This is a genomic window from Vibrio sp. CB1-5 (assembly GCF_059412285.1).
Map to the genome: position 1 here is coordinate 87,494 of NZ_JBJHPB010000016.1, position 14,629 is coordinate 102,122.

Below are 14,629 nucleotides of genomic sequence, written 5' to 3' on the forward strand. Positions count from 1 at the left end.
GAACGTCCTTATTCTTTAGCGTCGGAAGACTTTGCGTACATCAAATGCGGATTAAACAATTTGTTCAATGAGTGAAGCACCAATCCGCAGCCAGCAATCGCCATAAATGAGAAGGACAATGGGATCATCGCTTTAATCACCCAACGATAAGGTAAGCCACCTGGGTCACCGGAAGTTTCACCAAGCTCAAAACTTTCTTTCGCAAAGTCGATACCGTACCAAGCGACCAATAGGCAAAATGGGAACAAAAAGATAAAGGTGCCGAGTAAATCGATAATGGCCTGCGCCTTCATAGATAAACGCTCATAGAACACATCCACACGAACGTGGCCGCCCGCTTTAATGGCATAAGGCACACCTAATAAGAACACCGCTGAAAACAGGTGCCACTCCATTTCTTGGAAGGCAATCGACACATCATTAAAGACGTAGCGCATGACAACGTCATAAACCACGTTTGCTAACAGAAGAAGAAAAAGAACACTGGATAGCCACCCGAGCGCATCGGCTATCTTGTTAAACAGTCTTTCGATATAAATTAAACTACGCATACAACTTTCCGCCTATCCGCCGTGATTCGTTAATAATTATGATTAGGGCGTACGACAATGGGTATAAAAAGAAAGTGGCGCAGGAGCTACGCCACTTGAGCTGGGGGTTAGTCGTCGAACTTGTTTAGGTAAGCTTTCGACGCGATATCAGTCCACGAACGTACTTGCTCTAGGTAAGCGGCTTGTGATGCTTGGATCTCTTTCGCCATTTCATCTTTGTCAGCGTGTTGCTTAAGCAGTTTATCGTTGGCATCACGAAGCGCATCCAACACTTCTTTCGGGAAGTCTTTCACTTTCACGTCAGGGTAATCCGTTTGGATAGTCGCCCAGTTTTTACCACTTTCGTGAGTCGATTGAATGTACATGTCGTACGCGGCTGTCTTCATTGCAATTTGCAGAATCGCTTTCAGATCATCCGGAAGTTTGTTCCAAGTACGTTTGTTAACGAGGAACTGAAGCTCTGTTGCTGGCTCATGCCAACCTGTGTAGTAGTAGGGTGCGATTTTGTGAAAGCCCATACGAAGATCAAGTGAAGGGCCTACCCACTCTAGCGCGTCAATCGTGCGACGTTCTAGCGATGTATACAATTCACCCGATGCAATATTCGTTGGTTTAGCGCCAACTTCAGCTAGGATTTCGCCCGCGAAGCCAGGGATACGCATCTTCAGACCTTGTAGGTCCTCTACGCTGTTGATCTCTTTCTGGAACCAACCACCCATCTGTACGTCAGTGTTACCACCAGGGAAAGACAGCAAATTATGTGGGTCATACACTTTTTCCATCAACTGCATACCACCACCGTGGTAGAACCACGCATACTGCTCAGGTGCCGTCATACCAAAAGGCATCGTCGTAAAGTAGAGGGTATTTGGCACCTTGCCTTTCCAGTAGTAAGACGCAGAGTGACCCATGTCGTACTGGCCAGATTTCACCATATCAAACACACCGAATGGCGCTTTGTGTTTGTTGGATGAATCTATTCGGATTTGCAGACGACCGTTAGACATTTCCTCAGCCATTTTCGCCATGTTCTTGGTCGCATCACCGAAAATTGGGAAGTTTGGTCCCCAAGTTTCTGCAAGTTTGAGGCGATAGACTTTATCGTCAGCGCTGGCATTGCCGGCAACAAACGCTAGGCAGGTTGCAGCTACGATGGCCGTGCTCTTCATGACACGTGATACTGATTTCTTGATTAGACTCATTATCCAGTTCCTTGAGTAGGTTCCTTTTTGAAGCCAGTAACTGACTCCAAGTTTCACATTCCAGATAACTATGGATGGAAAACCCAGCAAGGTGTATTAGTACGAGCACGCAGAGTTATAACTATCAATAGAACCCTTTAGACCTTGGTATTAAGTATTAATACGTAGGCTATTAGCTCAAGCTAAAAGCAGGACTTATTAATTCAAAGAGTTACAGGCAATGGGAAGTTGATAGGGATGAGATAAACACGTACGCATTTATTATCAGCAAGATATTACACAGTGGCTACTTTTGTGACATCTGTCGCTAACATCTACCGTTTAGCCAGACGACAAGATCAAAAAAACCCCTCGAGAGGGGTTCTTTTGAAATTGGGTAAAGTGAACGCTTACAGCGCTTTGTAGATCACTTTGTTGCCCGCTAGCTGCTCTTTCGCTACCAAACCTTCTTCAAGAAGTTTCTTTAGAGCGCCAGTTGCCCAAGAGGCTGCTTTCGCATCTTCTTGGCCAGCAGCAAGGCCGATACCTTTCGGGTTGATGCCTTCAGCGTTGTTAGCAACGATGTCTAGCACCTGTTGCTGTTTAGGAGTTAGGGCTACATCAACTTTTTTTGTCGCAGTTGCGGTTTCAACTACAGGTGCTTTTGCTACAACAGGCTTTGCTGTTTTTGTTGCAGCGGCTGTGTTGGCAACTACCGCTTTAATACGCTTTTGCAATTTTGCTTGCACTTTGCGCTTATGAGCAAGTCTCATCGAGTTTTCTCTCCAATTCACTGCATCAAGGCAGTGGTCAAAATTTGAAGCGCGTTTTATACCAAAATTTTGAATGCTTTTGTAGGGTCTTGACACAAACTCGAGACAAAAATGCCGTCCCGAGCCAACAATGACTATTATTTATACAATAAACTTTGTGGTTGTTTCACCAGTATAAAGTGAGGTCAGTATTCATTGATGGCACCGATTATGGACACATTACATCTTAGCAATCACCACTATACTTGGGACTCCCCTACCGTCAGAATGCTGGCCGGCGTGGGTGCGTTGGTCTGTTTCTGCTTTTTATTGCTCTCGCCGTCTTGGGAGCATGCGTGGCTGTTCATTGGCATTTTTGCGGGCGTGTCGGGCTTTGCTTACCTTATGCTACAAAAAAGTCGCGTCACGTTTACCCTAACCAGTACTCATCTTCAGCAGCATTTGTTTAAAGGCGGTTGGGTGCTGCGCTGGGCGAATGTTGAAAGAATTGGGATCTGCACTCAACATCAAGAGGGCTGGCACAAACCTCTACCCTGGATTGGTCTTAGGATTAAGGAGTACGGCCCTTATTTAGATGCCATCTGTCCGCGAATTGCCACCGATATTCTGCTCAGCCAACGAGCACTACTTTATATCGGCGTACAGCAAACCTCACCGACCAAGAGCTTTGAAGACATTGTTCTTGACGCCGAACCCTTTATCGATGAGCGCGGCATCGAATACAAAGGCCTGCTGGCCATGCTTGCCAATCGTATGAAGCATCAAAGAGAGTTCTACGGATACGACGTGTTCATCGGCGAAGCCGATTTAGATAGAGCGGGAGAAGATTTTGTGGGACTGGCTCGACGTTATCAGGCAGCTGCAAGCCGGAGTGAGGTTTAGCATGCCGAAACGTGGAGGCTCGATAATGTATATCGACGAGATTCGATGTACTACGCCAATGCAATAGCCCCGTCATCCTCGCGAAAGTGAGGATCTTTGTCGGCGAGTATTGTGCTCAAATTAGGTGAGTCACTCGTCGCATGAGATCCCCTTTTTCAAGGGGATGACGAAAATATGGGGATGACTAGATTATATTTTTGACTATGTAAAACTTTAGTAAAGTGGCATCTCGTCAGCAACGTACGGATTGGAGACACGCTCACGACCAAACGTCGACTCTGGACCATGACCAGGTACAAATTTCACATCATTACCTAGTGGCCACAGCTTGGTTTTGATCGAGTTGATTAATGTTGCATGATCACCTTGTGGGAAATCCGTACGACCGATGCTGCCATTAAACAGCACATCACCCACAAATGCGACCTTAGCGTCATCATTGAACAAGCAAACGTGGCCCGGTGTATGACCTGGCGTGTGGTATACGCTCAGTGATTGATTACCGAAAGTGACAACCTCGCCTTCATCTAGCCACTCAGTTGGCTCAAACGCCTCCGTTAGTGGCCAGCCAAACATCTGGCTCTGCCCTTCCAAACCTTGCAGCCAGAAGTTGTCGGCTTTATGAGGGCCGATAATGTCAACCTTGAGAGACTCAGACATTTCTACCGTACCACCGACATGGTCAAGGTGACCGTGAGTTAATACCAATTTTTCAACCGTTACGCCAAGCTGTTCAACCAAAGCTAACAACTGTTTTACGTCGCCGCCTGGATCAACCACAATACCTTTCATAGTTTCGTCACACCATACAATAGAACAGTTCTGCGCGAAGGTAGTGACCGGTACGATTTGATACTTAAGACTCATGATAAACCCTATATTTTGTAAACTGTGGCGACTATGACACTGTCCCAGAAGAATAACAAGTCTCTGACTCACGCCACACAATGAAATTCAAAGCAGTGAAAACTCTAGGTTATAGATACAACGCTATTCTCTAGAAACACAAGCTTCTAAAAATAAAAAAGCCACCGTGACCTAATCTCCACAGTGGCTTTGCTAAAGTGTGTATTCTATCGATTACTTGATAACGCAGCCTCTTCTGCTGGGTCACGCTTATCGTCGTAACGATACACATCGCCTCGAAAATGTGCTTTGCCATCAACCAACCAAGCAGTCTGGTAGATGATGTGCACAGGAACGCGCTCTTTGAACGCGATGGCTTTATTAGGCATCGATGAAGCAACATCCTCTAAGCTTTTTCCTTGTACCTCTAATAGCACCTCTGCAAACTGATCAGCATGCTCTACCCTGACGCAACCTGAACTAAAGGCGCGCAAGCTTTCATCGAACAAGTGCTTACTTGGTGTGTCATGGAGGAATATCGCTTGAGCATTCGGCGTGTTGAACTTGTATTGCCCTAGCGCATTTAACTCACCTGCCTTTTGGCGCATGCGGTAAGGAAAGCGTTTCGCATTCACTTCGCTCCAATTGATCATGGTCGGGTCAATACGGTTTTGGCTTGCCCACCCTTCCAATATCTCGAAGCGCTGCGAGAATAAGTAGGTTGGGTCGCGTTTCACTTTTGGAATGATGTCTTTGACCATAATCTTCCAAGGCACATTCCATGTTGGGTTAAGGATCAATGAATCCATTTTGGTTTCAAAGATCGGCGTCTGGCGACTGGTTTTTCCAACGATGACTCGAGTCTCGAAACGCGTTTCTCCTTCATCCCAATACTTGAGCTGAAAGCTAGGCACATTGACCAAAATGATATTCTGACGCTGCTCTGGCCACAAACGTGAGCGCTCTGAGTTCAAGGCTAAAATCCTTAACTTGTCATTGGCAGACTTGTTAAGCCATTCGATGGTGTTTGGCCCTATAATGCCATCATCATTGAGCCCGTAGAGACGCTGAAACTCGCGCACGGAGAAATCGAGCGATTTATCAAAGAGATAATCTTCGCGAACCAAGACCTCAACATCCGCTGCTTGCAGCCGCTCTACCAACAACGCATATTGTTGTGGTAATAACACATCGCCCTTGCGCAAAAATCCAGCTTGTTCGTATAGCGGCATGTCCAATTGCGACTTAACTACCAAATCAATATACACATTTTCAAATCCCGGCTGTTTCAGCATTGGTGAGGCGAGACTTTTCACGTATTCCGCCTGTTTTCCTGTTTCAAAAGCGGAGACTAGCAAGTCCACTTCCGTCGCAGAAGGTCTTGGCATGACCTCATTTAAATCAGAGATGAAATACCACTCTTTACCTTTGTCTGCGGAAGCAGCGACGTAACTCATATAGAGAAGAAATGTGTCGGTTGTGAGCTTATCGTACAGGGCTAAGTCTTGTTTTTGATAAGCGGCTTGCATTAACTCGACACGGCGTTCAAACACCGGGCTGAAGCCAGCCAGTCTTACCACATCAAGCTGCAAGTTAACTTGACCATTGAGCTCTAGATCCGCCCAGAGTGTCGCGCGCTCCAGTCGGGAATAGACATATTCAACGAGCTGAGGATAGAGAAAAACACTCTCTGTTGCAGGTGTGAGCTCGCCTTGCTTATGTGCCTCTAGTGCAGTTGGCTTGAGGATTGGTTCAATATGTTTAACAGAATAAGAGGTAAGCTCGCTAGAATCCGAGACGAGCTGATCGGGCGCCGCTGTGACGGCGACTGAGCTTGACAATGCCGAGACCAATACGCTCAGCAATACTAACCAGTTTCGCATTTACCCACCTCCTTAGACCGGATCTTAAGTATGGCAGAAATCACACTTCGGAAAGTGCTATTTTAGTGTAAACCCGTTAACGTCTCATTTATGTGATAGCACTCCAATGGTTATCCCATTGAATACCCGAAGCAAAGGCTTGTTTGGCGAGCTCTGCATTTATTTTTACGATCTTTCCAGCTCCGGAGCTGACAAAAAACTCGCCATTTTTGACCACCACTCCGGATGCGTCTGGTAATACATCGATCTCTATAAGTTCGAGAGATGATTTGTCCCAAATACCATAACAGTTTCCTCTTGGTGAGGTCGCTAAAATATGGGAGTCCGTTGTGGCAATACTTGCAATATAATGGTGAAAGCGCGCCCACTGTTCAGGCTCGCCACCCAACTCAATAAGGGGCTCACCCATTCGATGCATGGCGACTAATGGTACATAATCGTCGGGCTCACCCCGATATTGCTGGCCGCACAATACGGCCTGTTCACCGTCATGGGCTAAGTGACGAATACTTTTGTGGCGATCTGACAATGTCGCTTGGTCCAATAGCTCACCATCAGCTGACAAATAGCTAAGACTTGGGGTCATGGTTTCTAGGTTCACCGGTGTTCTCCCATTGGTCTGAACCCCGCCAACACCCACAACTAACCGATCATCCGACATGGTGATGATTTCATGGGGCCCAACTCCAAACCCAGAAAACTCTGCAACCTTGCTGTAGTTGTTATCAGCATCGTAAACGCCGATAATCCCAAGGCTCGTCGCACGTTCGCCTTGCGTGGCGTATAACCAACGCCCATCATTTGAATACACACCATGCCCGTAAAAATGACGATTGTGTGCCGCCGGAATTAGCGCCTTTACTTCCTCATCGCGATAATCAAAAACCATCGCATAGTTGCCCGGGCGACGAGCAAACATGACTGCATGGTGCCTCGATGTTGCTATCGCAACGCCATGCCCCCTTGCTGGTAATGGGATATGATGTTGACCCTGCTGTGAATACACCACGGCTTCAAACTGACCTTGGCGTCGAATGGCGCCACCAACTAGAACTTGATCGCCACTTACGTGCCCCGATATCGAGAGCGCTTTCGGAGCGGTTTTACTCGTTGCACAGCCAGCAAGCAATGAGGGCGACAGCGTCCCCATTGCTAATGCTTTAGCGAGATTGCGCTTAGCTCTATCAATCGCCATCAGTTGCGTTAAACCCTATTACTACACCCAGTTTGATCGCGGCTTCTTCACCGATCAAGTATTTGAGCTGCTCCAGTTTATTGAACTGTGCTAGCGCAGTTCGATAACCCGCTTTGCTTTGCAACATATCAAATAGGCTTGACTCTTGTGGCCATGTTTCTAGCGTGTCCTGGAACTGCTGAGCTATATCATCTGCGAGCGTTTCTTCACCGTTGACTCGTAATATGGCGTCAAGACCGTTTCCTTGAGCCAAATACAAGGCTTGCATTGCCTCTAGGTTTTCTTTCAGGTTCGACAAAGACCTTTTAGCACGCCAAGATTCCACGAAATACGGACGTGGCGCCCCTATTTTAGCAAGCGGACGGGACAGTTTTTTCATGCTGTAATCAAGTTGATTAGTAAGTAGAGCCAAGTACTCTCCATGCCAACTCGCCGTATCTAGCTCAATCCAAGGATTGGTGCTCCAAGCCTGAAAAACAGTATCAGATCGGTCAACCAAAGAGTCTGTGATCGCCAAAAGCAGAACACAATCCACACGCTCACCTTTACTGATGGTCGATGACCTGTCGTACAACAGCCACTCAACAGAGCCCAGTCCTTGCACAGTCACACTCTGAGACTGTATCGACGTCATATCCCAAGTCTTGGTTTTGACCGCCGTAGCCATTTTACGGCCTGTGGTATTTTTCTTATCGGGCCAAAACTGTATGTTCCAGTTTTGTTCAAGCGCTTCTGAGGGACCACGCTCCTGCCCTTGTAGATGCATCCAGCTCTCCATGCCTTGCTGCCAAGCAATTTTCACATCTTCTAGACTGCTTTGAGAATCGCAATAACGTACAGATTGATCGCGAAGTTTTAGCATCGAATCACTAAAGCGCTGGGCTGATTTAAATTGAATCTCATACACGCTTTGGCTTTGTTGATTGCTCGGCGACGGACGCGGTTTCTCGGCATGGGTAGATGCTTGACACCCGGCCAGCATAGCAAAAGCGGCAATGGCTACTGATTTTTGATAGTACATCGTCGCGCCCTATAGAGAATTTAAGAATGCAATCAGCGCTTCACGCTCTTTCTTGCTCATTGCTAGCACATGATTTCTTGAAGCTTGGGCTTCACCCCCGTGCCACAAAATCGCCTCGGTTAGGTTACGAGCACGGCCATCATGAAGAAAATAGGTGTGACCATTCACTTCTTGGGTATATCCAATACCCCATAGTGGTGGCGTTCGCCAATGCGAGCCAGATGCAGCGTATTCCGGACGACCATCAGCAAGCCCCTCTCCCATATCGTGCAATAACATGTCTGTATAGGGATGGATTGTCTGATTCGACAAAGCAGGTAAGCCATCGCGTTGCGCTGTTTGGATATTGGTTCGATGGCAGTTATCACAGCCCACCTTTTTAAACAGGGCTTCGCCGGCCAGCACCTCTGGGTTATCAATGTTGCGACGCTGGGGAACGGCAAGGTGCTGTGTATAGAACTCGACAAAGTTCAGAATGTTGTCGCTCACCTCTGGATTGCCGCCACTAAGGCTCTCGGTACACAAATCTTGTTTATCGGTACAGTTTTCTTCGGTGAACAATGCACTCGTTAAGCCAACATCACCGTTAAATGCTGCGGCATTTTGCTGCATTAGATTTGGCTGTCCTGCTTTCCAGCCAAATCGGCCTAAGGTCATCTCTTTGGTTCGAACATCGAGCACATAGTTAGGAATTCCGGCAACAGACGTTGTGTCTTGTTGCTGCTGCTTTGAAAACTCTAGGATGGTCGATTCAGGGATCGACTCAAGTAATCCAAGGCCAATCATTGGGGGAGCGACACGCGCTGACATCATGACATCTGGATGCATGTCTCCATAAGCAAGTTCAACGATCTTTAAGTTTGGTTTGCGAAGCATGACCGCAGTACCATCTTCAAATTGTACTGCGACGTCATCGTATGTGATGTTTATTTGACCTTCAGGCGCCATATCTGGAAGTGCGAAGTCTTGGAGTTGACCACCATAGGTCGGCTCAGGGATAACACCTGACGTTTTAACCGCTTGTTTTTGTGCCTCTGTCTTCGCAGGGATACTCAAACGAACTAACATCGATACTGCATGCTGGTCGTTTTCTTCTGGGGGATGTCCACGACCATCTTTAATGTGGCAGTTTTGGCATCCGTTGGTATTAAATAGAGGACCAAGACCATCACGAGCATCGGTTGACGCTGGTGCTTGAACCCAAGGATTTCGAAAGGAACTGTTTCCAACACTAAAATCGAGACGCTTGCTCATCGGCAAGTTAGCCGCTGGCATGGAAAAAGCGTTGGCACCGTCTTTTTTGACAGTGGTCTTGCCACCAGAAAGTCGGCTCGGTGTGGACTCAGCAATAACGGAAGTAGAGATTAACGCTAAAAGCGTAACCCAAATGGTGTTTGATCTAGACATACAGCACTCACAAATAGAACAACTAAGGGGGCAAGTGCCCCCATTTCATAGATTTTTATTATGATTAGAACTCGTGGTCAGCTGTGTCTGGGCTAAGGCTATCAATGCCTACAATACCCGCAGCGCGTTCGATTGAACCTGTTTGAGCAACAAGTGCAATAATCGTCTCGTTCACAAGTTTGTTGCCTTGTGGATTGTTTGAAGCGATCAGTTGGTCAAAGTACTGGTTGTCTTTTTCTGCAGAAGTGACAAGTTTGCCTACTTGAGCGCGAGCTAAATCAAACTGTTTTTGGATCTCTTTCGCTGCCGTTTTGTCTTTTTGCTCAACTAGGTTAGCAATGCTTGGACCATCCACGAAAGTGCCGTCAACGCGGACATAAGTACCGGTATAGACGTTGTAGATACCTTGCTCGTTATAATAGTGAGAGTTATGAGTGTTATCAGAGAAACAATCATGCTCATCTTCAGTAGAGTTTGCCTCTAGTGCCACCTTCATACGTTCACCTGCCAATTCACCCAGCGATAGCGAGCCCATACCAAATAGCATTTTACGCAGACCGTTGTCCGCTTTGTCAGCAAGAAGCTCAGAACGGTAATTGCCTTTTTCAGATGCAGACCATTGCTTTTCCATCCACTCAAGATCTTGAATCAGAAGGGCAGAAGCCGATTTTAGGTACTCAGCACGACGATCACAGTTACCATTTGTACAGCCTTCACCAACAACGTAATCCGTGTAAGGACGCTCACCAGCTCCAGCACTAGTGCCGTTCAGGTCTTGCCCCCACAAAAGAAACTCAATGGCGTGATAACCAGACGCCACATTGGCTTCTGAGCCGCCGACTTCGTTAAGATCAGCAATCGATTGAGGAGTAATACTTGCAACATCTAATGTCGTTGCACCGATCTTAAGCGTTTTGTTAGCAACGATGTTCGCCTGTGCGCCTTCATTGCCGAGTTCGTATTGATAGTCACTACTAACGTAGTCGATAAGTCCCTCATCAAGAGGCCAAGCATTAAGCTGACCTTCCCAGTCATCAACAATCGCGTTACCAAAACGGAACACTTCTGTTTGCTGGTATGGCACGCGTGAAGCAAGCCAAGCTTGTTTCACGTCAGCAAGGCCTTTTTCCGATGGCGAAGCCAAAAATGTGTTAATTGATGTGTCTAGCTCTTGCGCGGTAATACGCGCATCAGTAAACACGGCATGAGCAAGATCAGCGTAGTGTTCAACAACTTGATCTTTAGTGACTGCTGAAAAAGCAGAAGTAGAGGTGATAAGAAACGAGGCGGCAATGGCGCCCTTCACTGCGGTTGTTACATTCATGAAAGTATCCTTGTTGAGCTTAATTCTTATTATTTAGTGCGAATCGTTATCATTAGCGCTATCAACCGCGATAATACCTGGTTACAATTTCTTTTCAACAACGAATACAAAAAAACCTCACATAAGTGAGGTTTTTTATTCAAGTACTTAACAATCTGTTCTACAACTCAAGATGATGCTTACCGTGTGACACTTTGGCCTTTAAGTAATTTTCATTGCCATCTTTCACGTGAGCACTGGTGTTAACGACATCTTCGATATTGATGCCATGCTCGCGCAGCTCACGGATTTTCTTTGGATTGTTGGTCACTAAGCGAATTGAGTAAATGTCTAATGCTTTGAGCATTTGTGCCGCTTCGGTGAAATCACGTAAATCGTCACCAAACCCAAGATGATTATTCGCTTCGTATGTGTTCATACCTTCAGACTGAAGCTTGTAGGCATCTAGCTTGTTGTACAAACCAATACCACGCCCCTCTTGGCGCAAGTATAAAATGATGCCGCCTTCACACCCCATCTTTTGGATGGTCTCTTCAAGCTGTTCACCACAGTCACATCGCGACGAGTGGAATACATCCCCCGTCAAACATTCGGAGTGCATTCGCACTAGAGGTAGCGCTTGGTCTTTGTCTGCTGCTTTAAAGATAATAGCAACGTGTTCTTTGTCGGTCTCTAAGCCGCGAAAAGAGAGCATTTCCGCATCGATGTCGCTTTTTGCACCGACTTTTAATTGTATTCTGGCACGTACTTCCGCCATCGTATTTCCTACTAGATTTTCTGAGGCTATCAGTGAGCTTATCTCAGCCATAGTCTGTTTCTCCAATATGGGAACTATGGGGGCTAATACCGCACTTTTCAACAATAAGATCACCAAGAAAAATGTTATATTATAACATTTAGTGCTTTTGTAAAATGAAAAAAGCCCCGAGTGAATCACTCAGGGCTTAGAATTTTTTGGAGTTAATACGCTGATTATGCTTGCTTTTGCTTCCATACTGCAAGCTGTACCCAAACGTTTTCCAGCTCTGCCAATTCTTCTTTTGTTAGCAAAGACATGGTTTTCGAGTTACTCGATGCGCTAGCACCATTTGAAGATTGAAGATGCGCGTAAAAGTCTTTTTTTAATTGGCTGATCACTGCTTCCACTGCTGTTCCACCTTACGTTTAAGACACTCCGATGCTTTGGCATCATACCATCCTGATCAGATCGTACAGCTTTTTTAGTCACCTCTGGAACTGCAGTCACATTTTACCTACGTTTTTCATGGTTTTTTCTAAAACTTAACGCCACTCGGACGATAGCGCTATTTTTGTACTGAACTTTTTTGTTGCCACTGTACAATAACGGCACACCAACCAATAAAGTAAAAGCAATGTTGAAAATCATCAGTAACCAAGACTTCGACACGTTTTCTGAAAACGCGAAACAAGCACCGCGCAAGCGTAGCCACCATAATCTACACGAACAATTGGACGCAGGTGTACAACGCCTATTCATCTCAACTGAGCCAGAAACTTATATGCGCCCACACCGTCACAGTGAAGAGCACAAGTGGGAGCTGTTTTTGGTACTCAAAGGCCAACTCGATCTGCTTATTTTCGATGATGAAGGTAATGTAACTCAGCGTCACAGCCTATCTCCAGAAACCAACCGCGCTATCGAGATCCCACCAGGCACTTGGCACGGTTATGCATGTATGGAGTCTGGCACTGTCGGCCTCGAAATCAAAGAAGGGGCATACATTCCAACGCCTCAAGAAGATTTCGCACCTTGGTCACCTGCTGAAGGTGAAGACGGTGCTGATGAGTACCGCGATTGGATGAGAACAGCGCTCCCAGCTTAACCGTCTCGCTATCCCAACCACTCCGCTGGATAAATGTCCTCAGTCAGCCATGTTTTTGCTGGTAACATCGACCATAATGTTGATAATACTCGCTCCCTAACGCTGACTGAGGATACCTTGTGACCACTCCGGCATTTTCCACACTAAATCTACCTTCTGAATTACTGAGCACTTTGGATAGCCTTGGCTACACCAAAATGACACCAATTCAAGCAGACTCACTACCAAAAATCCTTGATGGTAAAGACATCATCGGTCAAGGTAAAACCGGTTCAGGTAAAACAGCGGCGTTCTCACTTGGCCTACTTGCCAACCTAAACGTAAAGCGTTTTCGCGTTCAGTCATTGGTACTTTGCCCAACGCGTGAGCTTGCTGACCAGGTTGCAAAAGAAATCCGTACCCTAGCTCGTGGTATCCACAACATTAAAGTGCTAACGCTTTGTGGTGGTATGCCAATGGGGCCGCAAATTGGCTCTCTGGAGCACGGTGCACACATTCTCGTTGGTACGCCCGGTCGTATCCTTGATCACCTTGAGAAAGGTCGCATCAACCTTGAAGAGCTCAATACATTGGTGTTGGATGAAGCCGATCGCATGCTAGAAATGGGCTTTAAAGACGCGCTTGATGCCATCATTGGTGAAGCACCACGCGATCGTCAAACGCTTCTGTTTAGCGCGACATTCCCTGAGCAAATTAAAACTATTGCATCAACGGTTATGAAGCAGCCAGAAATCGTGAAGGTAGAGAGCAAGCACGATCATTCAAGCATCAAGCAGTTCTTCTATCAGACGGATACCACAGAAGAGCGTGACAACGCGCTAGAGAATCTATTACTGACACACCAACCAGAATCTGCGGTTGTGTTCTGTAACACTAAGAAAGAAGTGCAAAATGTGGCGGACGAGCTTCACCATCGCGGCTTTAGTGTCATTGATATTCATGGTGACCTTGAGCAGCGCGACCGAGACCAAGCGCTGGTTCAGTTTGCTAACAAGAGTGTCTCTATCCTAGTCGCAACCGATGTTGCTGCACGCGGCCTTGATGTTGACAACCTAGACGCCGTATTCAACTACGAGCTATCACGTGACCCTGAAGTGCATGTGCATCGTATCGGTCGTACTGGTCGTGCGGGGAACAAAGGCTTGGCATTTAGCTTCTACAGCGAGAAAGAGTTCTATCGTGTGGCGCGTATCGATGAGTACTTAGATATGCCTATTGAACCAAGTACGCTGCCACCAGCATCATCAAATCGCCCTTATCAAGCGAAGATGACCACGATTCAGATCCAAGGTGGTAAGAAGCAGAAACTCCGCCCTGGCGATATTCTTGGCGCGTTGACGAGTGACAAAACTCTGTCAGGCAACCAAATTGGTAAGATCAACATGTTCCCAATGAGCGCTTATGTTGCAGTGGAAACATCGATTGCTAAGAAAGCGCTGGGTAAAATCACTAACGGTAAGATGAAGGGGCGTAACTTCCGCGCTCGTATCATTAAAGCGTAAGTTTCTATAGCGACCGCAATTTATTGAGATAGAGCGATGGATGCAAATGGACAGCCCCCAACATTCATCGCCGCTTTGAACAACTGGAAGTTATTTCACTCACAGGTCTTAAGTACTCTCTCACTCACCAACTAAATTTCAGCGACTATATTTTTGCAGTATACAGTGAGCTTACGGCAACATAGCTCAACTTAATCATTTAACTCTGATTTACTGAGTG

At 46.5% G+C, this 14,629-nt stretch carries 14 protein-coding genes; 3 read left to right on the top strand and 11 right to left on the bottom strand.

Annotated features, from left to right (window positions below):
* Positions 1-8: 8 nt before the first annotated feature.
* From ACJB0T_RS12945 to ACJB0T_RS12955, 3 genes are all read right to left on the bottom strand, one after another.
* Entirely contained in the window at positions 9-551 is a 543-nt protein-coding gene (locus tag ACJB0T_RS12945; RefSeq protein ID WP_479289566.1) for a TRAP transporter small permease subunit, read from the bottom strand.
* Positions 552-658: 107 nt separating this feature from the next.
* Positions 659-1,753 carry a TRAP transporter substrate-binding protein gene (locus tag ACJB0T_RS12950; RefSeq protein WP_479289564.1) on the bottom strand — a complete coding sequence of 365 codons (1,095 nt, stop codon included), beginning with the start codon at positions 1,751-1,753 and terminating at the stop codon, positions 659-661.
* A 389-nt stretch (positions 1,754-2,142) separates the two neighbouring features.
* On the bottom strand, positions 2,143-2,505 hold the full coding sequence (locus ACJB0T_RS12955) for a MarR family transcriptional regulator (protein WP_112461504.1): 363 nt from the start codon (positions 2,503-2,505) through the stop codon (positions 2,143-2,145).
* Positions 2,506-2,715: 210 nt separating this feature from the next.
* Between ACJB0T_RS12955 and ACJB0T_RS12960 the strand changes: the two genes are divergently transcribed.
* Positions 2,716-3,387: a DUF2982 domain-containing protein gene (locus ACJB0T_RS12960; RefSeq protein WP_479289561.1), complete on the top strand. Its 672-nt coding sequence runs from the start codon at positions 2,716-2,718 to the stop codon at positions 3,385-3,387.
* Positions 3,388-3,600: 213 nt separating this feature from the next.
* Here the strand turns inward: ACJB0T_RS12960 and ACJB0T_RS12965 are convergent, their stop codons facing one another.
* From ACJB0T_RS12965 to ACJB0T_RS13000, 8 genes are all read right to left on the bottom strand, one after another.
* A complete protein-coding gene (locus ACJB0T_RS12965) occupies positions 3,601-4,254 on the bottom strand; it encodes an MBL fold metallo-hydrolase (protein ID WP_479289559.1) in 654 nt (217 codons plus the stop codon).
* Positions 4,255-4,460: 206 nt separating this feature from the next.
* Positions 4,461-6,116: a L,D-transpeptidase family protein gene (locus ACJB0T_RS12970; RefSeq protein ID WP_479289558.1), complete on the bottom strand. Its 1,656-nt coding sequence runs from the start codon at positions 6,114-6,116 to the stop codon at positions 4,461-4,463.
* An 88-nt stretch (positions 6,117-6,204) separates the two neighbouring features.
* Positions 6,205-7,311, bottom strand: a complete 1,107-nt coding sequence (locus tag ACJB0T_RS12975) for a DUF1513 domain-containing protein (protein ID WP_479289556.1) — start codon at positions 7,309-7,311, stop codon at positions 6,205-6,207.
* Complete coding sequence (locus ACJB0T_RS12980) at positions 7,301-8,332, bottom strand: imelysin family protein (protein WP_479289555.1); 1,032 nt, start codon at positions 8,330-8,332, stop codon at positions 7,301-7,303. The genes ACJB0T_RS12975 and ACJB0T_RS12980 overlap by 11 nt, the downstream gene beginning before the upstream one ends.
* A 9-nt stretch (positions 8,333-8,341) precedes the next feature.
* Positions 8,342-9,739, bottom strand: coding sequence for a di-heme oxidoreductase family protein (locus ACJB0T_RS12985; RefSeq protein WP_479289553.1), 1,398 nt, complete (start codon positions 9,737-9,739; stop codon positions 8,342-8,344).
* A gap of 64 nt (positions 9,740-9,803) precedes the next feature.
* Positions 9,804-11,063, bottom strand: a complete 1,260-nt coding sequence (locus ACJB0T_RS12990) for an imelysin family protein (RefSeq protein WP_479289551.1) — start codon at positions 11,061-11,063, stop codon at positions 9,804-9,806.
* Between the two features lie 160 nt (positions 11,064-11,223).
* Positions 11,224-11,871, bottom strand: coding sequence for a GTP cyclohydrolase II (locus ACJB0T_RS12995; RefSeq protein ID WP_479289549.1), 648 nt, complete (start codon positions 11,869-11,871; stop codon positions 11,224-11,226).
* Between the two features lie 164 nt (positions 11,872-12,035).
* Entirely contained in the window at positions 12,036-12,209 is a 174-nt protein-coding gene (locus ACJB0T_RS13000) for a hypothetical protein (RefSeq protein ID WP_479289547.1), read from the bottom strand.
* A gap of 227 nt (positions 12,210-12,436) precedes the next feature.
* Here ACJB0T_RS13000 and ACJB0T_RS13005 point away from each other — a divergent pair, with 227 nt between their 5' ends.
* Together ACJB0T_RS13005 and dbpA are read left to right on the top strand one after the other, a co-directional pair.
* Entirely contained in the window at positions 12,437-12,907 is a 471-nt protein-coding gene (locus tag ACJB0T_RS13005; protein ID WP_479289545.1) for a WbuC family cupin fold metalloprotein, read from the top strand.
* 119 nt (positions 12,908-13,026) lie between these two features.
* Complete coding sequence (dbpA, locus tag ACJB0T_RS13010) at positions 13,027-14,409, top strand: ATP-dependent RNA helicase DbpA (RefSeq protein WP_479289543.1); 1,383 nt, start codon at positions 13,027-13,029, stop codon at positions 14,407-14,409.
* Positions 14,410-14,629: the final 220 nt, after the last annotated feature.